This window comes from Microcoleus sp. Pol12B3 (genome assembly GCF_036701355.1).
In the GTDB taxonomy this organism is placed as follows: Bacteria; Cyanobacteriota; Cyanobacteriia; order Cyanobacteriales; family Microcoleaceae; genus Microcoleus.
This window is the reverse complement of record NZ_JAUBQS010000015.1, coordinates 104,456-130,491: the sequence shown is the minus strand read 5'-3', so window position 1 is coordinate 130,491 and position 26,036 is coordinate 104,456. Positions and strand designations below refer to the sequence as shown.

The following is a 26,036-nucleotide window of genomic DNA, read 5'->3' as shown; positions in this document are numbered from 1 at the left end:
CTGCCATTTTTTCAGAGGGGTTTGAGAGCTATGTCCTTGATTTTATCAGGATTTTGACTCTGTTGTCACCCCGTCAGCTTACAGTGAGAATTGGTATTACTTCTTTCCTAGCAACTCTGCTTTCTTTAGAAGTAGTTTCAGCCTGCTTGGCAACAGTTGATTGAGATCCCAGCGATAACCAAGGTATTTCAAATGATTCCAGGGGTTCAGGAAACCTGTATGAAGATTAACAAACTCTGGCTGGGACTTACCGTTACGGGCAACCACAAAATAGGGTGGTTTGAGAGAAGGATCGACGTGATTGAGGGACATATATTCAATCACATAAGCCCAGCGGGTTTCCTGCGAAACATTAGGTGTTGTACTGTGAAGTGTCAGCGAGGAAAACAAAACAAGATCCCCCGCTTCTGCTTCAATAAAGAGTGGACTGTCAGGAGTTCCATCATACACAGCATAGTTACCTTCAAATTTGTGCGGCAGCCGTTTTTTGTTACTGCCCGGTTGTAACCACAGCCCACCATTTTCGGGGGTCATTCTGGTAAGTGCAATCCACAGTTGGTAGTGATTATCCTTAAGGTTGCTGTAGCCATTGTCCTGATGCCAAGGAAAGGTTTCTGCTCCCGGTCCTTTGGCTACTGCCTGATCCCACCGCACCCAGAAATTTGGACCAATGAATTGTGCAAGCAGTTCCACCAGTCGGGGTTGAGAGATGAAGTTTTGGATTTTTTCACTGTATTGGAATAGCTGACTGTGAAAAGTTAAGCTTCCTTTATTCAGATTCTTGTCAATGTGCTTCGGATCGGCTTCTTTAATATCCTCGATCAGTGTTCTCATCTCGGCTTCTGAAAAAAAACCCGGAACTTAACATATCCATCTTGATTAAACTGATCGATTAATTTTGTCTGTCCCATCTGCTTTACATCTTGAATCAATTTCTCGGTTTTAAACAATGTTTGGTACAAATTAAAAATTTAGTTAATTTGCAACAGAGACGAAGCAGTCATAGCAAAAATAATTGGCAAACTTGTAACTTTAGAAATCCGGTTTTTTGGAGAAACCGGATTTTTATATCTAATTTTTTTTGCCTGTCAGCTTAATTACTAACCTCAGCCATTTCAATCACGCGACCGTCGTAATCCTTGACCAAAAAATTCAGGGGCTTTTCGCGGCGAATTTTATAACTAATTCCGCGAGTTTGTACCCTCATCAATAGCTGATCCAAACATTCGCGATCGAAACAAACGTGACGCGGGCGATTTTTTTCTCCTACACCAGCGCCGCTAATAATGTGCAGTTGGGTATTTTTCATCAACTGATACCACAAACCCTCGGGACTCCCCATGGTTTGAGAGCTCGTTGCCCTCCCGACATTCGGCGACAAATACAGCGGATCGATACCAGTTGTCCCCAAAGTTTGCTCGTAATTGTAGTAGTAGTGCAGCGGCACTTCTGCTACTGGCAGGTTTAGCATACCTTCATAGAACTCCCTCGCTTGTCCGAGATCCGATACCATCACCGTATGTACCTTCGGAGCACTGGTGAGAAACATCCACATCGCCCCCGCATAGGCGGCCAGCAGCATCACCATAATCCCTTGAGTCGAAAACAAGCTGTCCAGGGGCAGGGACGGCAAAAAAGAGCTCAAGTACAAAGGCCGAAGTCCAAAAGCAATAAAACTAACTGCTAGAGTCATGAATTATAAGAAAGGGTAAACAACGAAATTTATCAAGATTGCAGTCGCGATCGCCCGCGAGACTTAAACTATTAGCTTAGCCATCTATGTTAGCAAAAACTAGCGGTTAAGCCCTACCCGATGAAAGTCTTTGTATACGGCACACTCAAACCGGGGGAGTGCAACTACCTCCGCTACTGCGAAGGAAAAGTTGTGGATGCTTGCCCCGCGATCGCCCGCGGTCAACTTTTTGCCCTGCCGATCGGCTATCCTGCGATGATGGCCGGAGATGGCACAGTCTGCGGTTTTCTCCTCTGTTTCGCAAACTCTGCTATTTTGGACGATTTAGACCGATTGGAAGACTATCATCCGCTGCGGGAACCGACACAAAACGAATATCAGCGACAGGAAATCGAAATCTTCGATCGACACCTCAAACCTTTAGGCACGGCTTGGGCTTACTTCATGTTACCCGATCGCGTTCGTTCCCTAGGAGGCATCTGGCTGCCCGACGGCAGGTGGGAAAATCGGTTTTTCACCAAATAAGGTGGTTAATGCCGATGAGCTGAGGAAAGTGCCATTGCAGTGGGCGAAGGCGGCTCGAACCTGTAACCGTAACCCCGAATAGTTTTAATAAACTGCGATCCAGTAGCATCAACTTCAATCATTTTCTTGCGAATCTGACCGATATGTACGCTAACAACTTTCTCTTCTCCTGTGTCGTTGCAGTTCCACCCCCAAATTTTTTCAATTAGCTGTTGGCGACTCCAAGATTGACCGGAATGACTTGCCAAAAAATACAGGATATTAAATTCCAAGGCTGTTAACTTGATAATGCGATCGTTGAGTGTTGCTTCCTGGCGCGCTGAATCGATCGCGAATTGATCGAATACAATACGTGATGGAGTCACAGGTCTCATCCGTCTCAACACAACTTCTATACGAATTGCCAACTCTGCCAAACCAAAGGGTTTACAGATATAATCATCAGCACCTGCAGACAGGACTTTAAGTTTATCAGCTTCGTCTGTGCGGCTGCTTAGCATGATCACAAAAACATTAGTACGGCGCTGCATTTCCTGGCAGAGGTGATAGCCTGTAGTATCCGGCAAATTCCAATCGAGGACTACTAGCAGTGGCTTTAGTTTCTCAAACAATTCTAAAGCCGTCTCGCCATCTGCTGCCGAATCTACTTGATATTTCTGAGTTAAAAAACGATGAACTAAAGTGCGAATGGATGGGTCATCATCCACAACTAGAATCTTGGGATCAGTATCAGTAGTCATCACAAAAAAATATTTTTATTGTCAGTTGAAACTTGGCAATTACAGTACAGCTTTAGTCAAGCATAAATCCCAGCTCGCTCCAAATAACTGGCAATTCTTCAATTAACTTAGCTTGGAGGTCAAAAGGCTCTCCCATATCCCAAATTTTGACTTCTAGACGTTCGTTAAATACGGTTATTTCAAGGCCGATCGGAGTTTCAAATGGCAGATTTTTGTGGGCGTGGCGAACAGCATTTGTAAACCCTTCTATCGTAGCAAGTTTGCACTGCTGCAAAACTGCTTCGGGAATGGGTAGATACTCTAAAAAACTGCTCGACCCACCATAAAACTTGAACAACACTCTTGAGGTCAGTATTGAGTTGAAGGTGAATTGTTTTAATTGGCTGGTTATAAGTTTGACAAGATTGGTAATTTCGTTGCTTTTTCCACTCCAAAATAAAGGCATTCCACCAGTCAAGTACCCGCTTAAAATAACCAGATTGAGGCGGAGGTTGGGGTGGTATTATACCTGGATGAAAATATTTCACAATTAATAGACAGTTTCGCTCGTCAGAAGTGCGTGTATAGCTTAGCTTATGGGCAATTTTGCTAATAAGTTTTATGCCTATTCCACGGGAGGGAATGTCATTTATACTATTTCTCATGTTGCTATCCTTTCTCATTATTTAATAGGTGATTTTTAGAGACACAACAGAATGGCATTCTGAAGAGCTAATTTTGCCTGATTTATGCCTGACTTTTCCCGTATGCCGTGCAGTTGTTGTCAGGATCATTTTCTCTTTGTTGCTGGGGTCTTGACAAACTCAGTTTGCGATCGCTAAACTGATCTAAAATTGACATTGACAATTAGAAAAGTAAATTATATAATGACGACCCTCAAAGCCTCTGAGGAGGGATTAGTAAAAATTAAGCAAGCTAGAAGAGAAAGGGGCTCGACAATAGAAGACCCCAAATGGTTAGTAGAAGCTAGTCAAAAATTAGAACCCGATGGAACTTGGACAGAGGCAGGCCCCTATGCCGATGGCCTGTCGCTGCCAACTTGGAGGCGCTTTTTAGCAGGAAGAGAACCCATTAAAGCTAATGCTTTCAAGGCTTTTTGCACGGTTTTGCAGTTGAATTGGGAAGAAATTGTCGATCGTCATCCTGTAGCCCCCTCTTACCAAGGGAGGGTTGGGGAGGTTAGAGATTTTTGCCAACAGCCTATTGATTCGGTAGTGGAAGAGATACGGCAAAAATGCCACAGCAAAATCCAACAGCTTTACAGCAAAATGCAACTGTTGGATATTGCACAGCCCGTTGAGGTCAGCAACCTCTACGTTGAAGTCAACATTTTGGAGGAAATTACCAGTTGGCAGCCGGGAGAAATTAGCGATTTACTCAGAGGCTTCAACCCAGATGCGGATAACTTTAACCGCTTAGGTTTAGGTAAAGTACGCCAGAAACGAGTACCAGGATTGGATGCGGTGAAATCTCACTCTAAACTGATGGTACTCGGCAAACCTGGTTCCGGTAAAACTACCTTTTTGAAACACCTCGCCATTCAGTGCGATCGCGCAAAATTTGAAGCAAACAAAATACCGATTTTTATCCCTCTGAAAACCTTTGCTGAAATCCCTAATCTTGACTTATTAGAATATATCAGCGACGAATTTGCCAGTTGCGGAGTTGAGGCGCGATCGCAAACTGAATTCGTACTCAGTCAAGGCAGAGGCTTGATTTTATTGGACGGCTTAGATGAAGTGCCAGAATCAGATAGCGATGCAGTCGTCAGACAGATTCGTCAGTTTGTCCAAAAGTATTACAACAATCAGTTTATTATTACCTGTCGAATTGCCGCTTCTAAGTACAGATTTCACGACGAAGCCTTTACCTGTGTTGAGGTAGCGGATTTTAATTGCGAACAAACCGCTGCCTTTGCTAAAAATTGGTTTGCAGCATTTTCCCAGAATATTGAGGCAGGGAAAGCTTTAGCATCTCAATTTGTAGAGAAGCTTAAACTGCAAAAAAATCAGCAAATTCTAGAACTGGCAGTAACGCCAATTTTGCTTAATCTGACTTGTTTAGTATTCCAAGCCAAAGCAGATTTCCCATCCAACCGAGCCAAGTTGTATGAGGAAGGACTGGAACTTATGCTCAGAAAATGGGATGAAACTAGAGGCATTCAACGGGATGAAGTTTATCGAGATTTGAATTTGTGCCGCAAGAAACATTTACTTGCTTTTGTGGCAGCTATTACTTTTGAGCGGGGCGATTACTTTTTTGAAAAAAATCAAATCCAACAAGTGATTGCCGATTATCTGGCTAACTTACCCGATGCCACAACTGACCGCGTTCAGTTAGAAATGGATAGTGAGGTTGTCCTGAAGGCGATCGAGGCACAACATGGTTTATTAGTGGAGAGGGCAAGAGGAATTTATTCGTTTTCTCATCTAACATTTCAAGAGTATTTCATGGTTAGAGAAATGGTTAACAATTCCGAGCCAGAAACTTTGGAAAAACTGGTCAGCCACCTGAGCGAGAAGCGTTGGCGAGAAGTCTTTTTTCTGGCGGTTGGGATGTTGCGAAAAGCTGATAACTTATTGCTGTTAATGAAACAGCAAGTTGATGCACTCGTCGCGGACGATGAGCAGTTACAGCAGTTTCTAATGTGGATAAGAAATAAATCTATTTCCGTTAATGATCCCTATAAACGATCAGCTATCCGCGCTTTTTATATGGGTAGAGAGGTAGAGCGCGTTAGTAACCGTAGTCCTCACTTGGAGGTTGACATAAGTTTGGTCCATAGCCTTGGTTATGCCATTGACCATACCTTTAGACCACCTCTGAGACTTTTTTTATTTGACTTTACTTCTTCTTCTTTTTCTGACAATACTTCTTCTTATGACGATGAACGCGATTCTGATTTGACTATTGATATTCTTCTTGATCTTGGAATGCTCTATGCACTTGACCTTAATATTTCCTATGTTTATGCTGCTGCGTCAGCTCGCAATCTGATCTCTATCCTCGTCTTTACTATGAATTTGAATCTGGAACCTGAATTGAAGCTATCGCTACAACAACTCAAAAAACAACTATATGATTCAACATATACCTACAAAATGCAGGCGTGGTGGAAAATGGAGCGGGAGTGGTGGAAAGCTAAAGGTCAAGATTGGACTCAGCAATTAAGAAATGTGATGATTAAATATCGCAATATAGGTCACGATTGGGAATTTAGCGAACAGCAGAAGTCATTGCTGAGTAAGTATTACGATGCTAATAAATTGCTGGTAGATTGCCTTAATAGCGGTTGTAATGTATCTCCTGCTGTGCGGCAGGAAATTGAGGAAACATTGCTGTTGCCGATCGCAAATATCAAAAAAACAGGTGACAAGTGCGATCGCCCGCTCTAATTCCACTAGCTACCTACTCCGATATTAAGATGCGATCGCCCTACAATAAGTCATTCAAAGCCAGGAAAGTGTCAAAGGATATATCCACTTGAAAAACTGAGAAAAACCGTAAAAGCCCCCTTGTCTAGGGAGCTTAGCAACTTCATTGATGCTCAAAACAGAAATCCTATTGTGCCTTTGGCAATGACTTTTGAGGGCTTGCTACACCAACTTTGGGAATATCCACGATCGGTGCATTCACCCCAAGCATCAAATCGTTGGGATTAACAATCTCCACCAGAGGCTCGTTTAAAGCCACCATCAAACCGTCAGATTCAGCAGGAACGGGCGATCGAGCAAACTCGGGAGCAAACAATTGGCGGCCGCCACCGACACCAGACACCACCGCAATCAACAAAGCTGCGATCGCACCTCCACCCAAAATCCAAGTTCGTTTCGGCTTGCGTTCCACCCGCTGCAAAACCTTCGCCGCCAACTCCTGTGCAGATTGTTCGGCAGCAGGCACCGGCATTGCCTGAAAACTCTGCTGCATCATCAGCAGTCGCGAGTACAAACGTTTTGTAGTGGGGTCATTTGTCAGCCAGTCCTCAACTTGCCGACGTTCTGCAGCCGTCACTTCGCCGTCGAGGTAAGCACTCAGCAATTCAAAGCGATCGCGCATCATAGTAGTTACATTCCCCTGGGGATAATTGTTGTTAGCTTGATTTTCAGCGAGTGAATCCCCGATACCTTGCTGATGCTGATTTTTATCCGATTCAAAGTTATAATTCATATTTCAAAGTTGCTTTTATGGGGGAAGGATGCCCCGGCTATTAGAATGATTTACTGCTTATTTATATTTTAAAAGAGAAGTTTTGATATGACAGCAAACATGACCAAATCTTCTCGATCGACCTCTAAAAGCACTATTGCTAATTACCATCGAGATATTTTTGCAATTCCAACTGCAATCTTTGGCGAGCTCTAGCAATTCTCGACTTGACAGTTCCCAGAGAAACTCCGGTCATTTCGGCTATTTCCTCATAGGCTAAACCTTCAATTTCTCTTAAAACAATTGTCGTGCGGAATACTTCAGGCAAATCTGCGATCGCCACCCGCAACTGGTCGTAAAATTCTCTAGTCGTCAAATCTTCATCAGGTCCCGGACTGTCGGCCGGAATTTCCCAATCAACCTCGCCATCTTCCAGAGCACGGGGTACGTCCAGCGACAGCGGAGTTCGCACCCGTTTGCGCTTCCGCAACTCATCGTAAAACAAATTAGTGGCGATGCGGCTCAGCCAGCCCCGAAATTTAACAGGCTCTTGCAAGCGGTTAATATTGCGGTAGACCCGAATCCACACTTCCTGAGCCAAGTCTGCTCGGTCTTGCCAGTCAGGGGCCAAGTGATAGAGTACCCTGTCTACGTGGGACTGATACCGCTTCAACAGTTCTGAAAAGGCAGTGCTTTCAGGTCGATTTCCTTCCTGACAACGCAACACCAAGTCATAATTAGAGAGTTTTTCGGCTGGCAATTGCACTCTTTGAACGGTCGCCACAACCGCAGACCAGGACACGGAAATAAAGTCGCTCATCGGTGGAATTGGCTCATCGAACATTCCACACTTTTTGACGCTAGCAGATCCCGATTGGTTCCCGCACTCGGAAACTGCCATCGGCTTGAGTCATCAGACACTCAATGACTGCTGACTGCTTACTAATGCCCGACAACCTCGCACGCTCCAATACTAACCCAACTACTAGAACCGTCAGCCCAATGTTCCTTTTTCCAAATCGGTACATTGTGTTTGAGCGTATCTATGGCGTACTGGCAAGCTGCAAAGGCCGAGTCCCGGTGGGGACAGCCAACAGCCACCAGTACGCTGATTTCGCCCACCTGCAAGTGTCCGATGCGGTGGTGAATGGCAACCCGATTGACATCGACCCACTGGCGGCGGATTTCCGTAGCTATTTGCTGGAATACTCGCACCGCCATCGGTTCGTAGGCTTGATATTCTAGGGAAATTACAGCTTGACCGTCAGTTTGGTTGCGGACTGTACCGCTCATCATTACCACGGCTCCGTTCGCGGGGTCATCTGCCAAAGCGTATATTTCCTCTACAGACAACGGCGCTAAGGTAATGGCGAAGCTGTCTGATTCATGGCGTTGAGGAATTGTGCCGATCGAAAGTGCAGCGCTAGAGTTCATTGCCAAAGAAGTGGTGCTGGATAAGTTAATTGATCTTGACACAAATCAAGTCGCGATGGATTTGTCTTGCATTCTTGTCGGGGACACAGGGAGACTAATTTTTAGACCAATCTCGTAGCACGGGCAAGGACCCAACGCCATTGCCCCCACCTTCTGCACAAGTGCGATCGGCTACACTATGACTGGCCAGAACCAAATTAAGATTGTGCTGGAAGACGAGCGGGATGCTTGTTCGATAAAATTAACTGCCGATATTGCTCTAGTAATTCAATAAATAAGCACCCAAATAATTAGTGTCATTCGCAACTCAGTACAACCAATTCCCTACCCCAATCGATAACTTCTTTCCCTTTTTAATGACACACTTAAGTTTAATTTTGCCCGGAGTTCTGATCCGCGTCGGCAAAATTTTTAACAGCAGATGTAAACTTTATTTATTTTTTTGTTCCGGAAAGCTACTTAGATGACATGATATACCTGTGCAGGGTTGAGGCAAATTGGCGGATACTAGGCAAAAGCAAAACCGTAACGCCCTTATGTGCCTTTTATGAAACATAAGTTAATAGTTTGGGCTGTTAATTGAGGTTTCGACCTGAGTCTGCACCAATAAATGTTAAAAACAATCACGAGGAAACTATGGAAGCACTAGCATTGAGCCACTCTTTTGTTGCTTATGAATCTCCAGAGTCCGAACTCCAAGTCAAGTCGTTAGACCAACTGGGCTTGAAAATTCCTAATTCTGCATGGATAGGCGTTGCAGGTATGGCAGTAGCTCTATCTGTTCTGGGTGTCCCAGGCGAAGCGCAGGCAAGTTGCGGCTACTCCCGTTGTGGCGGTCACAGCCGTCACAGCTACGCTGAAGTTGCCACCAACGGCGGCCGACTGAATATCCGTCACCGCCCCGATGGCTGTTCTCATGTCATCGGCAAGTTATACAATGGAGACAATGTGGCATTGACCGGTCGTTACAGAAACGGCTGGGCTCAACTCAAAGGTGGCGGCTGGGTGAAAGCCTCGTGGCTTTCCTAACTCTTAACTAGAGCACTTTACATTTCTATAAAGAGTGTCGATCGTTACCCGGTTTTACCGGGTAACGATTATTTTAAAGAGGCGATCGATCCTGTAAATAATGGAATATCCGAAATTCCTGACTAAAAACTAACAGCCTAAACTTTACCGCCGCCAATTAGATAAAGTAATGCCATCCGCACCGCCACCCCACTGGTAACTTGCTGAGAAATCAGGCTAAACTGGGCATCGTCCATCAAATCCGAACTAATTTCCACGCCCCGGTTAACCGGACCAGGGTGCAACACCTTCACATCAGGCTTGCAGAGTTTCAGTCGATCGCGCGTAATCCCGTACAAAGAATGGTACTCTCGTAAACTCGGCAGCAAATGGTCGCTCATCCGTTCCTTTTGCAGCCGCAAAGTCATCACAAAATCAGCATCGGCCAAAGCAGGTTCAAGCTGCCAATGCAAAAATAACTTGCCTTCCCTACCATCGCCACACTCAGCAAACAACAGCGGTAGCAAAGTTGGCGGCCCGGCCAAATGAACCTCTGCCCCAGAAGCCGTTAAACTCCAAATATTAGACCTAGCAACCCGCGAATGCAAGATATCCCCCACCACAGCAATTTTTTTGCCCGCTAAAAGTTCCAGCCGCGGACGTTCGGTATCTAACAGAGCACAAATAGTAAATAAGTCTAGCAAACCTTGCGATGGGTGTTCGTGCTGGCCGTCTCCAGCATTCAGAACGCTGACTCTCGAACCCAAGCGATCCATTTCCGAAGCAATCGTGCTGGGAACTCCAGCTTGTTCGTGCCGGATTACCATCAAATCCGTTCCCATCGCCAGATAAGTCTTAGCCGTATCCAGAATCGTCTCCCCCTTCGTTAGAGAAGAACTTCCCGGCGTAAAATTTAGCGTATCCGCCGACAGCCGCTTCGCCGCCAACTCAAAACTATTGCGAGTCCGGGTAGAAGGTTCAAAAAACAAATTCGCGACCACTTGACCCTGCAGGGCCGGCACTTTCTTCGTGCGGCGGCCGAGCACCTCCCGAAAACTGGCTGCAGTTTGCAGCACCGTATCGTATTCGTCCGAGGTAAAATCAGCCAGAGTGAGAATGTGTCGCCTTGTCCAAGTCATACAATTTTAGATTTTAGATTTTAGATTTTAGATTGACTCAATCAGGACGGACGATGGGTTTGGAACTTGCTGGTACGCCCGCTCTGCTGTCGCCTTTGAATGTTCGATCGACATTTAGGGGTGGCGATTAACAGTATCCAACAATTTTCGATCGCTTTTGCGGTGAGTAGAGTTATAATCAGTTTATGTAGCTCAGAACCGACTCTCACAGCGAACCCAGCGTCGAAGGCGAAACAGGTGTGGTTTACCCGCAGGAAAGCGGAAATTACGCTCTAGCAGCGAAAGAGTAGTTGCAGTTTCTCCTACGCAAACTCAGCCTTGTCAAGAACAACCCGAACGCAGCCCTTGCATCTACCACTATGTGGAAACAATCGAGGCGGCCAACCTCCCACTGTCGATCGACAGCATATAGCGGGACATTTTAAAGATGATTAATTCTTTGAAGTCGGTCTTGACTCTTCAGTCCTGCTTATAGGCCCTTGTCAAAACGAACTCTGTTAAGATACAAGTTGAATATGTAGCTTCCCGACAAAAATCTACACGTATCTTGGCGAGACTGTTCTTGGCGAAACTGCGGTAAAAAGTGAGAGCTGGGAAGTGGTAATTACACAAGATTTAAACAATTCAAGAGGTATTATGAGCCAGCAGGTTATACAGCCGATGGTTAAGTTCCAGCGTCAGGTGCATTCTCTCGTCACGTCTGACATTATCAAACCGACAGACAGTATTTGGAAAATAGCTCTGCTTTACGGCGACGAATGGCCGTACTGGAAACAGCAATTGCTAGAGTTTGATTTTTCTATGCAAGACCCCGTGAGCGAGTTGATAGCTGTAGAAGCTTGGGACGAGGAATAACAGAGGAGATGGAGGACTGGGGTGTCGAAGAGAAATTTCGAGGCGATCGGGTAAATTTTCTTTCATAAATTTCCGTTGCTAGCTTCTTCCCTCTTCCCTTTTCCCTTTGCCCTCTTCCTAATAACTTGTGATTTTTGACTTGTGACTTTTGACTTGTGACTTTTGACTTCTATTAAAGGGAAGCTGCTAAAGCTCGAGCTAATTGTTGAGCAGTTTGAAAGCGATCCCCAGGCTTAGCTGCCGTGGTTCGCAAAATGGTCTCCCGCAGCTTGGGGGCGATGGTCGGAATATTTTCGAGCTTAAACCCGTAACCTCCAGCTATTTTGCCGTAAAAGTTTTGAGGGCTTTGGGCCGTCAGCAAAAAAATCAAAGTAGGTCCAATAGCATATAAATCCGACTGAGGGAGAGGCTGTCCCCGGTCTTGTTCTGGTGCGGTGTAGCCTTCAACGCCGATGCGAGTCCCTGGAGGAGTGCCGATTTCTTTAACGGCACCAAAATCCAGCACTGTAATGCAATTGTCGCGGTGGCGCACCAGCAAATTAGCAGGTTTAATATCCCGGTGGACGATCGGGGGTTTTTGAGAGTGAATGTAGTCCAAAACCTCACAGGTTTGGATCATCCACTCTATTGCTTGTTGGGGAGCAACAGGCCCGCGGTTGTAGATGCGTTTTTCTAAATCCTCGCCGTGGAGCATTTCCATCACCAAGTATTTTTTGCCCCCTTCCACAAAAAAGTCAAAAAACTGAGGAATTCCCGGATGGTGGAGGGCCTTGAGAGTTTTAGCTTCACGTTCAAACAGTTCTTGAGCTTTGACTATTTGAGCCATATCAGCATTCATTTCCTTGAGGACTACCAGAGAAGCTGCGGGGGAACTTCCGGGTTGTTGAGCTTTCGCTTTATCTCGATCCCAGGCTAAAGTGGTTGTCCCCATACCGCCTTGCCCCAAAGTTCGCAGCACTTGGTAGTGACGGACTGTGCGATCGACTTTAATCGGTTCGCCGCAGTGGATGCAGAATAAATTCCCCGGCGGGTTTCCCGCGTGGGTACACCTCGGTGCCACGAGATTGACGGTGGGGTTCGCCTCAATCTTGCCACCGACTTCAATAGTAACCACTTGGAAATGCAGAATTGGACCGCCCCGCGCCAACTGGATCAGGGCACCGTCGGATATCCAACCCTGAGACATGAGAATACCGTTCACCAAAGTGCCATTTGTCCCGGAATTGACTAAGTACCACTGGCTGGCTCTCCCGCTATTAACTCTTTGCAATTCCAGATGCTGCCGCGACACTAGAGCATTGGGGATCACAACGTGATTTTCAGGAGAGCGGCCGATGCGAATAATGGATTCGCTCTCGAAACTCCACTGTTGCAGGGGGGTCTGTTTGTCTGGATCTAAAAGAGTCAGCAGCATTTTCGATTGATGTGGTTGAACTCCCTGATGTGGCAGTGAGAGTTGGCGGAAACTTACAGATTAGGGGCGTAGGGCTTTGAAAAATTAGAGATTAAAAATTAATTATGAGCTTTACAGGTGAGTTTCACTAAACCTTTATAATATCCTGATTGTGATTAAATATTCCATAAACCATGAATTTATAAATAGTTTTTTGGGAACAATTATTCATAAAATTTGTGAGGTGTCTATCGCCCCTTAAAACACAGTCGATCGATTTAACAATTGCAACACCAAAAACTAAGTAAACAATCCCTAAGCTTTTACGTAAATTTGATGTAGCAGCAGATTGTGATGTCAGCCCCACATATATGTAGGGCTGACACTTCCCACCTATGTCCACCTTGCCCCGATAGCGATCTAGTATAAAACAGATTTTGCATCATCCCGCCTGATGACTCACTTCATTTTAGTTATTTTTTTTTCATTATACTAACTATTTTTTTAAGTGAAAGCTCTTTCAACTATGATGAATCAACTTACTATCAAGATACTTTTTCCGGTAGATTCCCGGAACAAAATCTCAAAATTAAGGCTACGGATAAATGGTTGGTACTTCACAGCTTTTCTGCAATCGTATGGGTCTGTAATCAGTTTTTGAACACTCAAACCTAAGCTGTTTTAACACCGGATACCTAGAAAACAGAGCGAGCAGTAAAACGTTGCCCGGAAACGGCAGAATCTGTTTTTTTTCTCTGCAACAGTTGCAGGTTTAACCCATGCCGTCACAGGGGGAATGTGCCACCTTTGAAAAAGTTGGCAGCATCCAAATTCTAAAATCGAAATGCGCCTACCTGCGCCCGAATGATAATTGCCGTGATATTGTCATGACCGTTGCGTTTGTTGCCGAGTTCAATCAACTGGGCAACTCCCTGGTCGAGATCGGCTTGGGGATTGAACAGGGGTTCGAGAGTGTTCTGCCAGTGAGTTTCCAACAAATCATTATCTGTCAGGCCGTCGGAAGCCAAAATCAACAAAGTATCTTCGCACAAGTCTAAAAACTGCACGTCAGGCTTGAGAAAATTACTGTCTCGCGGGCCGATGGCTTGAGTTAGTTGATAGGCGTCGGGACGGGCATAAGCAGTTTCCGGGTCAACCCCGCGCTTTATTTCGCGCTGCCCAACTTCGTGGTCGGAGGTGATTTTTTCTAGGGTTTGTCCCTTTCTCAGTCGGTAGAGGCGGCTGTCGCCGACGTGGGCAACGGCGAATTGGGTGTCTTGAACTAAGACTGCGACTAGAGTTGTACCCATGCGGGCGCTGCCGGAGCGTCCGTCCTTTTGATTGATTTCAAAGATGGCTTTGTTGGCTAGCAGGACTCCCTCGCGGATGGTGTCTGCCGGAGGTAGTTGATTTTCCCAACGGGTTTGAAAGAATTCTCTGAGAGTTTCAGCGGCTAGTTGACTGGCTACTTCTCCGCTGTCGTGTCCGCCCATGCCGTCGCAGAGAATGTAAAGCCCTTTGGTTTGAAAAATACGACCGAAGGAACTTTCGAGTTTGTTTAGCTGAGTCCAGATGCTGAAGAAGTCTTCGTTGTGGTCGCGCGTGCGGCCAACATCGGTGAGGCCTGCGTCTTCTAAGCTGTAAATCTGGAGTGGCATGGGCTGGGTTAATACTTCGCCAACGTCGGGGTGCGACTCGTCGGTGCCGCGGAAAGGCCGGCGCGTCGGGGTTGAGCTTGGTGAAGGTGCGGGTTGGAGTTCGAGGGGAACTGTTTCTAGGCGCGATCGCAATTCTTCGATTGTGTTAATCTCGCCTCTGTACATTTGTTGCAGCAGTTCGAGGAAGGCGCCAAACTGAGTGCGATGATGATCGGACTGGCTAAATATCACCTGCCACAGTTGCCCCAAATCTACCAGTTGCAGGTTTGAGCCTGCCGGTTCGGGATAGAGGTATTGCAGCCGCAAAGAAGCCAAGGAAAAGGAAGAGTCGGGGTTGACTCGCAAATTTGTCAGTTCCAACAAGCTTTGCCGACAGCGCCAGGGTTCTAGGGCAGCCCAGAGTTCTGTCATTTCGTGCAGCCAGTATAAAATTTGCTGGGTGGAAGTTTCGGGTTGACTCCACCGTTCTACCAGCAGCGGCCATTGGGAGCAGTCTTCTAGCAGCAGGACTGCCTGTTCGTTGTCTGACCAGCTATCGTGAATGACTGGCAGGTTTTGAGAGAATTGCCACCGAAGTGCCAGATAAGGTTCAGCTATGCCTTGGCAAAGCTCTGCTAAGGCGGAATTGGTTGAATTTTCTCCGCCTGTGATTGCTGCGGTATAGGGGGATGTTCGTCTGGCGACGCTAGCAGAGTTGGCTGCTAGCATGGCTTTGAGGGGTGACATTTCCAGCGGCTGACAGTCCAATACTGTTACTGCTACTGTGTCTGAGCGTTTTCTCGGCGGCACGGTTTCTAGGAGTTGGTAGCGCTGCTGAGTGTCTAAATAAGCTCCGGCTGGCTGGGAAGGGATTAAATATTCTGAATTGGGGATGGGGAATTCTGGAGATGGAGGGGAGGTGTCAGCTATGTTTGGGCTGTGGGGGTTCTCGGTTGCTTCCTGGATTTGTTTAGGCTGTGGTGCGGTTGTAAAATTCTGTTCAGATGGGGTTATTTCGCGCTCTGGTGCGGTAGTAGAGCTTTTTTCTGTTGTTTGAAAGGATGCTGGTGCGATCGCCCCCACGGCTACCACAGCGTCTATTTCTGGGCTGCTGAATTCGGGGACTTCGGTCTGTGGAGAAGTTGGTGCGACTGCTGTTGGGGGTTCGGCTGGGGTGGTAATTTCTGTTTTAATGGCGTCTGTGATTGCTTCAGGAGAGTTTTGGGGCGATGCGATTTCTGGAACTATGTCTGGTTTTTGTGGAAACTCGGCTGGGGGTAGGGTTGACTCGTCTGGCTCGACTGCTGGAAAATTCGATCGACCGCAGATAATGGCCCGCCACACTTGACCTGTTGCGACGCCGCAATTCTGACATTCTTTGGCGCTAAAAGCGACTTGGGCACCGCATTCGTGGCAAGGTTTGTAAATTAGGGAATTTCCGCATTGTTGACAAAACTTGTTTGGATTGGGATTTTCAAATTGGCAGCGGGGACAGAGAAGCATAGGGGTTTTAAATTGGAGATGGGCGATCGAGTTTGGCGGTGAGGAGTTTTGGGTTTTGGGCTGTGAGTTAGGAGTTATGAGTTTTGGGCCTGACTCGCAACGGATAACTCGCATTGCCCTATGCCTTATTTTATCGGGATGAATTCAGAACTAAGATATTTCTTAGAACTGAGATGTTGCCGCCGTGTCAGGAATAGACCTCTTAAGCCAGACCCACAAAAATTTCTCTCGCTTCTGGGGCCCAAAAGCCAGCCCCACCAGTGGTAACAGCGTGTGTAACCCATAAGCAAAGCTATCTCATGAGTGGAAGGGGCATCCTGCCTATGCTTAACAATGGTGCAATATCTCAGTTAGAAGGGAATTGCTGTAGAATCTTCTTGGAAAACGGTTTCTCGCGCGATCGAAACAATGGTGGAGAGGGGTACTTCACAGAAATATTTCCGCCGGAATTGTTCTTCGGAGACTGCTGCTAGGAATTGCGCTGCAAAACGGGCGGCAATCGGGGAATTTGGTACTGAGAATTGAATGGATTGGCTATCTAATAAGGGTTTGGGGATTTGATCGGGCGCGTCTTGCTGCTGTGCGGTTTCGGGTTGTCTGGCGATGTGGAAAGCTCGATCGCGGTAATTGATTTTGAAACCGAGAGATGTTAGGGTTTTAAACCCCAGTTGCAGCGATGTGTCGCTGATGCCGAGTTTTTGGGTTAGTTGCTGTCTGGTGACGGGTCTTTTGGTGCGGCTGAGGTATTTGGCGATGCCGATTAGCTGTTGGCAGATTTGCTGTGGGGGTACGAGTGGGGGTAATGTATAGGCGATCGCGAGTTTTTTCTGAGTGTGCTGTGCTTGCCGAAACCAGATCCGCAATTCGTCCCAGCTTGCGGGGCATTCTTTGAGGACGATCGAGTTTTGGCGATCGACCATTTCGGAATTGTAAGCTAGATTGTCGATCGGCATTTGAGATTGTAAGTTTGTGCTGGCTGCTAACAACTCTTCATCGTTATTTCTATTGCGCCAGTCTACAATCCAATCTATTTGAGTCTGGGAATTTATTTTGTTGTCTTCGGTGCGTTCTTGCACTGATACGAGGCGCACTTCATACCGCGATTTGTAAGTATTAAAATCGAGTTCAACGGTGACATCGCACCGGCCTTGGGGAACTTCATTTTGATTGTGTCCCCACCAAATGCCGGGAAATCCCGTATCGCTAGATTCATCTCTAATTGTAAATTCTGTTTTGATATATTCTACTTTTTGCCCTTTCAAGTCCTTGATTTTTTGATTCCACAGATTGTCAAACCAGCAGTTTTTAATCAGCAATTTGGGGGCGGGGTTGCCCATGCCGCAAGGTTCGAGCAATTTTAATTCTTGAAATAAGTCCTTTCCTAATTCGGAGACAGTAATTTTTAGGTCGGCTTGAACAGGGGCTGCTGTTAAACTATCGGTGCTGTATTGTTGTCGCAGTTGCTGATTTATCGCATCCGTAAATAGGGGGATATTTTCAACAGGGAGACTCAATCCGGCGGCGAAAGGATGACCGCCAAATCTGTGCAATAAATGCGCTTGGTCTTTGACTAATTGGTAAAGGTCGATTTGATTGGCGGAACGCGCCGAACCCCTGGCAATTTTGGATGGTGAAAGTGTGGGTGATTCAGCATCTAAGAAGGAGGTAAATAGGATTTCCGGGGGATTTTCATTAATTTTTTCGCTTCCTTCTGTGCTGAATAAAATCACGGGGCGACCGTATTCTTGGGCGATTTGTCCCGCTACTAATCCTAATACACCTACGGGCCATTGGGGGTCGCTGAGGACGATGACGCTAGTAGTTGAGAGGTCGAGTTTGGCTAATTTGTTGGCGGCATCTTTGGCAACATCTTTTTGTAAAGATTTGCGCCGGGAGTTGGCAATTTCGGTTAAATTTGCTAGTTCTTCGCAGCGTTTTTTGTCGCGGCTGGTGAGGAGTTCTACGCAGAAGCTGGCATCGCCTTGAATGCGGCTGACGGCGTTGATGCGGGGGCCGAGGCCGAAGGAAATGTCGGTTGGGCGATCGCCCGATCTTTTGCACAATTCGAGCAATTTTGCAACTCCTGGGCGGGTGGGATTTGCGATTTGTTTTTGCAGTTGTTGGATGCCGATTTGTGCTAGATAGCGGCTGTCTCCTGTAAGTTGGACTAAATCGGCAATTAACCCGATCGCTACTAATTCTAATAAATCTATGAGCGGGCGCTGCGGAATATCCGGTAATGTGTGATATAAGGCTTCAACTAATTTGTAAGCTACTCCAACTCCTGAAAGGTTAAATAGTTGGTGGTTTGGGGGGAAATAGCGGGGGTTGATAATAGCTGTAGCTGGCGGGCGATGGTCAGGTAATGTATGATGGTCGGTGATAATTGTATCGATATTTAAGCTGGTGGCGTATTCGATTTCGGCGATGTTTGTACTGCCAGTATCACAGGTAATAATTAAGCTAATTCCAGATTTTGCTAAGACATCTATTCCCGGGATGTTGAGTCCGTGAGATTCGGTTAAACGGTTGGGAATATAATAAATTAGTTGGTCATTTTGAGCAAAAAATTCTCCCAGTCCGTCCCAAAGTACGGAAGTTGAGGTAATACCGTCGGCGTCGAAGTCTCCCCAAATTGCGACTTTTTCACCGCTGTTTCGTGCTTGCTTGATTCTTTCTATCGCCCAGTTCATTTCTAGTCCGAATTCAAAGGGACTTGCAGGTTGATAAAGTTTGGGATTTAAGAAACCGGGTATTTGTTCGGGATTGTGAATTCCTCTATACCACAGAAGTGCGGCGGCATAGTTTCCGGGGAGTTCTGGTGCGTGGTTTCTGACAGCTTCGATCAGCCAAGCCGGGGGTTGGGGTAAGAGTTGATTTTGCCAGTTTTGAGGGGTTTCTGTCATTCGATTTTAGATTTTAGATTTTAGATTTTAGATTGTGACCACAGATGAATCCAGGGGCTTGTTTGTATGTTAAATAAAACTTAAGCGACTAACTGGTTCCCAGGCTCTGCCTGGGAACCGATTTCCAGAGGCTCTGCCTCGCTTAATATCGGGAAAATTGGAGGCAGAGCCTCCGTATAGGCGTTACCAGGCAGAGCCTAGTAACGAGTAAAATATGGGGGCTTGTTTATATATTAAATAAATATTTCGTCGATTATAGCAAGATTTGGTAGCCAATCTGTGGGAGTTTCTGCGAGAAGATATGGTGAGGGAGTTTTTGTGTCTGGTGTGCGGTTGCAGCGAGTGGCAAATTGACAGGAATCGCAAAGATTGGAACTAATTTCTACTTGGGGTAAGAATTCGCCGCCTTCGGTATAGCGCTGTCGCCAGTCGGTTAGCTGCTGCAATAGGTGGGCTAAATCTTGTTTTGTGCGATCGTGTTCTGTTTGGCTATAATAAAATGTGAGTTTTTGCGGCGGTTCTTCTCCTTGCAATTGTACGAACCAGTATGTCATGGAAACTTGTTCGGGGGAATAATCGCTGGTTTCTACTAAGACGTATAAATAGAGGCGAGTTTGCCAACTTTCGGCTATCCATTTTGATTTTTGAGGACGGGGATAGGTTTTCCAGTCGAGAATTTGGGCTGCGTTTGGTTCTGCTATTAGCAAGTCATAGATAACGGTGAATAGGTAGTCTTGGAAAATTAGGGTGCGGGGGTGTTCGGCTTGGCGGAAAATGCGATCGCTATTTTCTGAATGGGCGAAAAGTTCGGGTGCGGTGTTGATAAATGCTGCCACACACCGTCCTAGTTCGGGGTCTTGTTGGATGATAAATTCAATGGGAAGTCCGAGTTCTCGCTGCTGCATTAATAGGTGAAAGTGGCTTCCCCATGTGAGTTTTTCTTTGTGCTCTGGGGAGGCGGTGGTGGCGAGTAGTTCGAGATAGCTGTGTTGGAATTTGCGGGGGCATTCTTCGAGGATTTTGAGTTGGGTTTGGGAGAGTCGGAGCATTTTTTTATGATTTTAGATTTTAGATTTTTTATGACTGTAAGGGGTATAGATATTTTTTTAACCGCAGATGTTGGCAGATGGACGGAGATAAAAGCAGATAAATTAGCGAGCTATCGCGTTTTTGGAGGAGAGTGCGATCGCCCTTTGCTTTCCAAAGTGCGATCGCTTTATACATATAAAAGCTGATTAGCGATTTCATCAGCCGTTAGCGTATTTAATAAAATGGCAACCCGTTGAGCAATCTCATAGGCATTCTTTTGAGGAATTACAATAATCCCAGAATGTTGTTTTTCTTCTTTCATATAATCTAGATGCAGTCGCTCAAAGTCTACGCGATTATGGGTGAGAAACATCGCTCAATAGATGCTGCGTAAGCTAATTGTTGGCTATCGGATTTACTCAGGATTCTCTGTTCGCTGGTTGTCGTCACATCGAACCCTCTAGCCAGCAGTAAAGTAGCTACAAGCCTAGAAACATCTTCATCTGTATAAATAGTTGCAAACAGTTTCACGGCTTTCTCATTGCAGCTTTAACAGCAGGATGAATCAATTCTTCAGGAATTCGATTGCGCTCAATATAAGTATTTATTTCTTCCTGGTTATCCAAATAAAAGCTCAGAGCGTCAAAAATTTGAGCTAATTTCAGGTGAGGTAAGTGCATGGGGATTTCTTCAGGAGTAATACCCAAACGCCACAATTCCACGATCGCCCGAACGGAAGTCCTTGTTCCTGCGATAATTGGTTCCCTTTGCAAAATTTCAGGGTGACGTGCGACATAACGCGAAACAGATTGTACATTCATTGCAGATTAACACGGGAGATATATTTTTATTATATGTTATGATTGAGGCTATAAGTGTGTAAAAAATTAAGAGCGATGGCACTTTTCGCCAACCTCTCTACAACTTCCCAATTTGTTGAGCAAACCACATCGCCGGCTTCCTATTTCCCTCATTTAAAAGTTGCCAAGTCTCCGATAGTAAAGCACTTGGCAATCCCTCAAGGGCATCGGAAATTTCGCATTGCTGATATAGCAATTTTGTATGAATTGTGAACAACTTGCAGGGGGGTAATGCTTCCATGTCTACCCTACTCTTAGAGGGGCAACCACGGGGGTTAGACCCTCCTTTTAGTTTGGCTGTAATTCAAAGACTACGACAAGCGTTGCTTGAGGCATCAGTTGACGCAGACACAGCAAGTGCCCGTCAGCATCCGATCGACTGCGAAATCGCCCCACAATCGCCCGCTGCATACTGGGCATGAGTTTGGCGAGCGCCCAAGGGTACAGCCGTTTTTGGTACGCGATTGCCCCAGGATTCGCTGCGAATCCCTGTTGATAACCGTTTTGTGGCATAATCGTGTTGTATTCGTAAGGAGTACACAAAAGGCGTTAGTAAGTTTCTTGGCGGGAATGTACTAACGCCTTTTCCATTAAAATTCAAGCACATATCACAATTATTGTCAATTGTCAATTCTTAACGCTAAGTTTTAACGGTTATCCTATCTGAAGCTTTTATCGGCTATGGATTTGAGGGTTTTAGTAAGTGTTGAATTGTTTGCAAAAGTGATATATTGTTGATTTTTTACCGCAGATGCACGCGGATAAACGCGGATGAAAGAAAGATAAATTGAGAATGAGTTAAGTGGCGATCGCACTTTATCACACATCACAAAATCACTCTTTTGTCAATACAAATACGCTGTCTTTATTCCCCCGTCCAATCCGCAAATCTTTATCCAAATAAGTGATATCCAGCCATCCCTGCTGTTCGCGAGTATCCAGCCCGAAATCTACAGCAGCGAACTTTTTACCCGACTCAATCTCATCGATAAACTTCCCCGGAGATTCATAGCAAATCAACCTGCTTAAACCTACTATAGACCGCTCAAACTTCACTTGCACTCGCCGTTCGGAAGTTGGCTCAAATCTCGCAGCTACACTGACAATTCCTTCCAAATAAGGCAAGCCGTAAAGTTCGCCAATGTTATAAATTTTAGATTCTTTGACGCGGATAGATTGATAAATTTGACCCAATTTCACCAAGGGAAAACTGTCAAGATTCAGCAGGTCGCGGCTGGTAGTGTACAATAACCGCCAGTCACCATTTAAAAGCTCTGCGGCTTCGATAGGGCGCGGTGTGGGGTTGTAATCTTCCAATTGGGCGATCGCGCTTAAAATCGCTTGTTTGTCGGTGGGAGTAGCCAGCAAACCTCGATTCTTACCAGCTATTATCTCTAAGAGTGCAGATTTTCTAAGCATAGTTTTTTTATAATGAAAACATGACACGGATTTGGAGAGGGATACAGTGATTAATTATCGCACTTGAGGCAAAAGTCAGACCGATATTCTCTTTAGTCTCAAGCGAGAGGGACGAAAGTTTGTGGAGACGCGATTTCAATCGCCGAGGACTAAGAACTAATCACTAAGATATCAAATTTCACCAAATAAAGCAGAGTCCGATACAGGTAGGCTAATTCTTGCTCGTTTTTAACGTAGCGCCGGATAACTTCCCCCACGCCGATCGCACCTTCTTGCTTAATTGTATCCAAGATCTCCATCTGAATGCTAACAGATCTTCTCCTATCCTCACCAAAACTGGTAAACCTAATTGTCTGTACCTGCTTTAAAAGTTCTGGTGTGGCGATCGCACCCAGACTCAGCATCATCTCATTGCTTAAACTTCTAGTCGCATAATTACCCAATACCCGAAACGGATCGTCGCCTAGGGGATAAGGCGGCTTCCCAGGTTTTAAAGGTGCTGACTCCGGTGCCGCCAGGCGAATTTCTGCTAATTCCCGCCACAATTGTTCGTAAGCAGCAATTACTACTTTCCAATCATAAATTTCCCTCGCCCTTTGTCGGGCATTTTCCCCCATCCGCTTTCTCAATTCGGGGTTTTCAATTAATTGGCACAATGCCAGGGTGCAAGCATCAATGTCAACTGCTGTGGCGAGGGAAGTGTGACCCATGTAAGTCGGCCAATTTAAGCTGCCGTCAAGATAATTTAGGGCTAAATCTAAACAAGATTCTGGGGGCGGGATGAGTGTGGGAATGCGGAAGCCGTCTATTTCGTGGCGTACAGATTCTTTGTATCCGTTCCAATCGGAGACTATGGCAGGCAGTCCGTTCGCCATGGCTTCTATTGGTGTCAGTCCGAAGGATTCTTGAATGTTGTCGGAAAGCGAAATGAAAATGTCGGCTGCAGACCAAATATTTATTCTAATTTCGGGCTGTCTGCCATCTAAAAAAATAGCATTCACCGACGGACAAAATATTTGTGCGCTATTTTTAAAGTCGGGTTCTTCTCTCGGATCTTCGATCCAACCGGCTTGAATTAAGTGGATTTTGGCTTTTGTGTGTTGTGATGCCCGTTCTAGGGCGATGTACATGGGTACCGGATGAGCTTTTGCAGAAAAAGTCAATCGACCGACAAATAACACAACAATATCTTCGGGAGAAATGCCGAGTTCTTGCCGCAGTTGGCGGCGACTATTAACGGCTTCCAAACCCTGCGGAAACGCGCTGCAATCCACTCCTAGGGGAATAACGGGGAATTTGACCAAAATTTCGGGTTTACCGCCGTTGCGCTGGGCTAAATATTCAGACCACTCGGTCATAACTCCTTCTACTGCTGTTTTCACGGCGGCAGAGGTGCAGATCAGGGCGTCCCAAGGCTGCATGGGTGCGGTGATCAAATCGCCGATCGCCCCCATGATGTATTTTGTACCGATCGTGTGAGTAACGCCGCAAACGCTGTAGGCCCGCTGATCGACAAATCTGCGGGTCCAAACAATCTGCGACAGAACCGGATCGGGTCGGTAAATTGTCCCCGGTTGAGATAGCAGATCCGGTCGTTCCATCGGAATCCAGCGGACTTTCCGAGGTTTTTGCAGCCAAGGTTGGATATGCGAACAAAACTCCTTAAAGGTTGTTTCGCTATCGGCGCAACAATAGAGAGAGTCAGCGGTTCCGTGTTGGACTAAGCTTTTGAGAAACCCTTCTCCGGCTGAATGACGCCCCAGAAGTTTTTTGCCTCCGGTGTGGTAACCCTCTTTGCTGTATAAAACTGCTGCCGTTATATCCATTCTGAGATTTATTGCTTGAGAGTTGACTGAAGAAGCCAGAGGGCATGCGGGCTCAGGCTTTGATGAAAAACCAGGAGACTGTTGTGAATCAACGCCTTGCCGTTAGCGAAGATTGCAGAATAGGATCGCCGCGCGTCCCGCGATATCTTAAAGACGATCGTCTTAGATTACAATACTTACGGCTAAAGAAGGATTGGCAAGACCGGATTTTAGTGCTATTCTGAGGCCCATGCTTGGGGGCGATCGCCTTTTGGGTCTCCCATCTTATCCGATCCGGAACCAAACAGTGCCTGTGGTATAATGCTTTAGCCTTGCTAAATGCCCGATTTGCAAGTGCTCGATCAAAGCAGCAGTTCGTCGGCAAAACGTTACCTCACTCGATCGCATCTTTGTCTTTAAAAACCGATAATCATGTACAATCCATCTCTGCGTCAAATTCCTCGCCACTTACCTGCGGATGTAATTCCATTAAAACAGCAATCTTCTCTTTTAGACTGGTTGGAATCTAACAATCGCCTGTTAGCAAGGGATGTCCAAGAACCCGACTATCTGCACGAAGAAGAAATTTCTGAACTTATGGCAGTTGACGACAGTCCTTACGATGATTTAGAAGAGGAAGTAGAAGAGGATGTGAGTGTAGGCGAAGAATAACGGGTAGAAGGGTGAAGAAATCAACCGGAAACAGGGAAGAAAAACTAAGAGATTTCTCAATCTCCTGTATCGCACCCTATTCCCCCATTGTCAATTGCTTATTCTCAAATAGTGTGTGGTGAGGAGTGTTATGGATAACTTTTTGGATGAGAAAATCCCTTTTAGTCTGCCTTTCAAACTTACAGGCAAGAATTTATTCCTGCTGCTGGGTTTGGGGCTCGGCATTATAGCGATCGGTTTAGATGTAGCAGCGGATAGATTTTTGAATTTACCTGCATCGCTATTTATCCCGCTAGTTGTTTGTGCTTTAGTTGCGTCGGGGTTGGGCTATGCAGTTGTGCCCGTACTCCAGCAACTAAAAGCAGGACAGATAATTCGCGAAGATGGCCCCCAAGCCCACTTGAAAAAAGCGGGAACGCCGACAATGGGAGGCATATTTTTTGTACCGGCAGGGGTAGCAGTCGCTTTACTTTGGTCTAAGTTTAACTCAGATGTTGTTGCCGTATCGGCTTTAACTTTAGCTTACGGTTTCATTGGCTGGATCGATGACTGGCAAATTCTGCGACGTAAGTCGAACAAAGGTATTTCCCCTCGGATGAAATTGGCTTTGCAAATAAGTTTTGCTGCTCTATTTTGTCTGTGGCTGATGTTTCATCAACCTGCTATTTCTACAAATGTTGCTTTGCCTTTCGGTTGGGTATTGCCATTAGGTTTGCTGTTTTGGCCACTGGCTGGTTTTGTTCTAGTTGCCGAAAGCAATGCTACTAATCTTACTGATGGTGTTGATGGATTGATGGGCGGTTTGGGCGCGATCGCACTTTTGGGATTAGGTGCATCTGTAGCCTCTACTTCGCCAGAATTAATGATTTTTTGCGCTTGCATCAGCGGCAGTTGTTTCGGTTTCCTAGCACACAATCGCAATCCAGCCAGTGTGTTTATGGGCGATACAGGGGCTTTAGCTTTGGGTGGTGCGTTGGGTGCGGTAGCTTTATTAACAAATAGCCTTTGGATATTATTAATTATCAGCGGGATTTTCTTTGTAGAAACGCTGTCAGTAATTGCTCAAGTAGGTTATTACAAAGCTACAAAAGGGCCTGATGGCATCGGCAAGCGTCTGTTAAGAATGGCTCCACTGCACCATCATTTAGAGTTGTGCGGCTGGTTGGAAACTCAGGTTGTTGGCATTTTTTATTTAACTAATGGGGCGTTAGTGTTAATGATTCTGATGTTGACAAGAAACAGTTGAGAAGGGACTGCTTGACGGATTGCACA

General features: G+C 45.9%; 25 protein-coding genes. 7 read left to right on the top strand and 18 right to left on the bottom strand.

Going from position 1 to position 26,036, the window contains the following annotated elements:
* Positions 1-96 precede the first annotated feature (96 nt).
* The gene (locus QUA53_RS10540; RefSeq protein ID WP_333096801.1) at positions 97-834 is read right to left on the bottom strand and encodes a phytanoyl-CoA dioxygenase family protein; all 738 of its coding nucleotides are present in this window, start codon (positions 832-834) and stop codon (positions 97-99) included.
* Between the two features lie 259 nt (positions 835-1,093).
* Positions 1,094-1,693, bottom strand: a complete 600-nt coding sequence (locus QUA53_RS10535) for a glyoxalase-like domain protein (RefSeq protein ID WP_333078463.1) — start codon at positions 1,691-1,693, stop codon at positions 1,094-1,096.
* A 120-nt stretch (positions 1,694-1,813) separates the two neighbouring features.
* Here QUA53_RS10535 and QUA53_RS10530 point away from each other — a divergent pair, with 120 nt between their 5' ends.
* Positions 1,814-2,218 carry a gamma-glutamylcyclotransferase gene (locus tag QUA53_RS10530; RefSeq protein ID WP_333078464.1) on the top strand — a complete coding sequence of 135 codons (405 nt, stop codon included), beginning with the start codon at positions 1,814-1,816 and terminating at the stop codon, positions 2,216-2,218.
* 5 nt (positions 2,219-2,223) lie between these two features.
* Here the strand turns inward: QUA53_RS10530 and QUA53_RS10525 are convergent, their stop codons facing one another.
* Positions 2,224-2,958 carry a response regulator transcription factor gene (locus tag QUA53_RS10525; protein WP_333096799.1) on the bottom strand — a complete coding sequence of 245 codons (735 nt, stop codon included), beginning with the start codon at positions 2,956-2,958 and terminating at the stop codon, positions 2,224-2,226.
* Positions 2,959-3,010: 52 nt separating this feature from the next.
* Entirely contained in the window at positions 3,011-3,295 is a 285-nt protein-coding gene (locus QUA53_RS10520; RefSeq protein WP_333096797.1) for an ATP-binding protein, read from the bottom strand.
* A gap of 529 nt (positions 3,296-3,824) precedes the next feature.
* Between QUA53_RS10520 and QUA53_RS10515 the strand changes: the two genes are divergently transcribed.
* The gene (locus QUA53_RS10515; protein WP_333096796.1) at positions 3,825-6,353 is read left to right on the top strand and encodes an NACHT domain-containing NTPase; all 2,529 of its coding nucleotides are present in this window, start codon (positions 3,825-3,827) and stop codon (positions 6,351-6,353) included.
* A gap of 166 nt (positions 6,354-6,519) precedes the next feature.
* On the opposite strand, the gene QUA53_RS10510 is transcribed toward QUA53_RS10515, so the two are convergent.
* The 3 genes from QUA53_RS10510 to QUA53_RS10500 form a co-directional block, all read right to left on the bottom strand.
* Positions 6,520-7,125 (bottom strand): zf-HC2 domain-containing protein, encoded by a 606-nt coding sequence (locus QUA53_RS10510; protein ID WP_333096795.1) that lies wholly within the window; start codon positions 7,123-7,125, stop codon positions 6,520-6,522.
* Positions 7,126-7,264: 139 nt separating this feature from the next.
* Positions 7,265-7,924, bottom strand: coding sequence for a sigma-70 family RNA polymerase sigma factor (locus tag QUA53_RS10505; protein WP_006631278.1), 660 nt, complete (start codon positions 7,922-7,924; stop codon positions 7,265-7,267).
* A gap of 122 nt (positions 7,925-8,046) precedes the next feature.
* Entirely contained in the window at positions 8,047-8,538 is a 492-nt protein-coding gene (locus QUA53_RS10500) for a molybdenum cofactor biosynthesis protein MoaE (protein WP_333096805.1), read from the bottom strand.
* A gap of 636 nt (positions 8,539-9,174) precedes the next feature.
* On the opposite strand from QUA53_RS10500, the gene QUA53_RS10495 reads away from it, so the two are divergent.
* On the top strand, positions 9,175-9,567 hold the full coding sequence (locus QUA53_RS10495) for an SH3 domain-containing protein (RefSeq protein WP_333096793.1): 393 nt from the start codon (positions 9,175-9,177) through the stop codon (positions 9,565-9,567).
* A 137-nt stretch (positions 9,568-9,704) separates the two neighbouring features.
* Here the strand turns inward: QUA53_RS10495 and QUA53_RS10490 are convergent, their stop codons facing one another.
* Complete coding sequence (locus tag QUA53_RS10490; protein WP_333037021.1) at positions 9,705-10,685, bottom strand: aspartate carbamoyltransferase catalytic subunit; 981 nt, start codon at positions 10,683-10,685, stop codon at positions 9,705-9,707.
* A gap of 636 nt (positions 10,686-11,321) precedes the next feature.
* Between QUA53_RS10490 and QUA53_RS10485 the strand changes: the two genes are divergently transcribed.
* Positions 11,322-11,540 carry a DUF4327 family protein gene (locus tag QUA53_RS10485; protein WP_006631282.1) on the top strand — a complete coding sequence of 73 codons (219 nt, stop codon included), beginning with the start codon at positions 11,322-11,324 and terminating at the stop codon, positions 11,538-11,540.
* 172 nt (positions 11,541-11,712) lie between these two features.
* Here QUA53_RS10485 and QUA53_RS10480 read toward each other — a convergent pair whose 3' ends face one another.
* The 4 genes from QUA53_RS10480 to QUA53_RS10465 all read right to left on the bottom strand — a co-directional run bounded on the left by QUA53_RS10480 (position 11,713) and on the right by QUA53_RS10465 (position 20,028).
* Entirely contained in the window at positions 11,713-12,954 is a 1,242-nt protein-coding gene (locus QUA53_RS10480) for a protein kinase domain-containing protein (RefSeq protein WP_333096792.1), read from the bottom strand.
* Positions 12,955-13,766: 812 nt separating this feature from the next.
* Complete coding sequence (locus QUA53_RS10475) at positions 13,767-16,073, bottom strand: serine/threonine phosphatase (RefSeq protein ID WP_333096790.1); 2,307 nt, start codon at positions 16,071-16,073, stop codon at positions 13,767-13,769.
* Positions 16,074-16,423: 350 nt separating this feature from the next.
* The gene (locus tag QUA53_RS10470; protein ID WP_333096788.1) at positions 16,424-18,979 is read right to left on the bottom strand and encodes a DHH family phosphoesterase; all 2,556 of its coding nucleotides are present in this window, start codon (positions 18,977-18,979) and stop codon (positions 16,424-16,426) included.
* 233 nt (positions 18,980-19,212) lie between these two features.
* Positions 19,213-20,028, bottom strand: a complete 816-nt coding sequence (locus QUA53_RS10465) for a PD-(D/E)XK nuclease family protein (protein WP_333096786.1) — start codon at positions 20,026-20,028, stop codon at positions 19,213-19,215.
* Between the two features lie 6 nt (positions 20,029-20,034).
* Between QUA53_RS10465 and QUA53_RS10460 the strand changes: the two genes are divergently transcribed.
* Positions 20,035-20,214 carry a hypothetical protein gene (locus tag QUA53_RS10460; RefSeq protein ID WP_333096784.1) on the top strand — a complete coding sequence of 60 codons (180 nt, stop codon included), beginning with the start codon at positions 20,035-20,037 and terminating at the stop codon, positions 20,212-20,214.
* On the opposite strand, the gene QUA53_RS10455 is transcribed toward QUA53_RS10460, so the two are convergent.
* The 6 genes from QUA53_RS10455 to QUA53_RS10430 form a co-directional block, all read right to left on the bottom strand.
* The gene (locus QUA53_RS10455; protein ID WP_333096782.1) at positions 20,196-20,330 is read right to left on the bottom strand and encodes a hypothetical protein; all 135 of its coding nucleotides are present in this window, start codon (positions 20,328-20,330) and stop codon (positions 20,196-20,198) included. The two genes, QUA53_RS10460 and QUA53_RS10455, sit on opposite strands and share 19 nt — an antisense overlap.
* A 26-nt stretch (positions 20,331-20,356) precedes the next feature.
* Positions 20,357-20,539 (bottom strand): hypothetical protein, encoded by a 183-nt coding sequence (locus QUA53_RS10450; protein ID WP_333096781.1) that lies wholly within the window; start codon positions 20,537-20,539, stop codon positions 20,357-20,359.
* Positions 20,536-20,829, bottom strand: a complete 294-nt coding sequence (locus QUA53_RS10445; protein ID WP_333096779.1) for a DUF433 domain-containing protein — start codon at positions 20,827-20,829, stop codon at positions 20,536-20,538. The genes QUA53_RS10450 and QUA53_RS10445 overlap by 4 nt, the downstream gene beginning before the upstream one ends.
* A gap of 327 nt (positions 20,830-21,156) precedes the next feature.
* Positions 21,157-21,381, bottom strand: a complete 225-nt coding sequence (locus tag QUA53_RS10440) for a hypothetical protein (protein ID WP_333096775.1) — start codon at positions 21,379-21,381, stop codon at positions 21,157-21,159.
* Between the two features lie 321 nt (positions 21,382-21,702).
* Positions 21,703-22,287 carry a PAP/fibrillin family protein gene (locus tag QUA53_RS10435; RefSeq protein WP_333096774.1) on the bottom strand — a complete coding sequence of 195 codons (585 nt, stop codon included), beginning with the start codon at positions 22,285-22,287 and terminating at the stop codon, positions 21,703-21,705.
* 149 nt (positions 22,288-22,436) lie between these two features.
* The gene (locus QUA53_RS10430; RefSeq protein WP_333096772.1) at positions 22,437-24,113 is read right to left on the bottom strand and encodes a glycosyltransferase family 4 protein; all 1,677 of its coding nucleotides are present in this window, start codon (positions 24,111-24,113) and stop codon (positions 22,437-22,439) included.
* A 411-nt stretch (positions 24,114-24,524) separates the two neighbouring features.
* Between QUA53_RS10430 and QUA53_RS10425 the strand changes: the two genes are divergently transcribed.
* Together QUA53_RS10425 and mraY are read left to right on the top strand one after the other, a co-directional pair.
* Positions 24,525-24,764: a DUF3134 domain-containing protein gene (locus QUA53_RS10425; RefSeq protein WP_006631296.1), complete on the top strand. Its 240-nt coding sequence runs from the start codon at positions 24,525-24,527 to the stop codon at positions 24,762-24,764.
* Positions 24,765-24,894: 130 nt separating this feature from the next.
* The gene (mraY, locus tag QUA53_RS10420; RefSeq protein WP_333096771.1) at positions 24,895-26,010 is read left to right on the top strand and encodes a phospho-N-acetylmuramoyl-pentapeptide-transferase; all 1,116 of its coding nucleotides are present in this window, start codon (positions 24,895-24,897) and stop codon (positions 26,008-26,010) included.
* Positions 26,011-26,036: the final 26 nt, after the last annotated feature.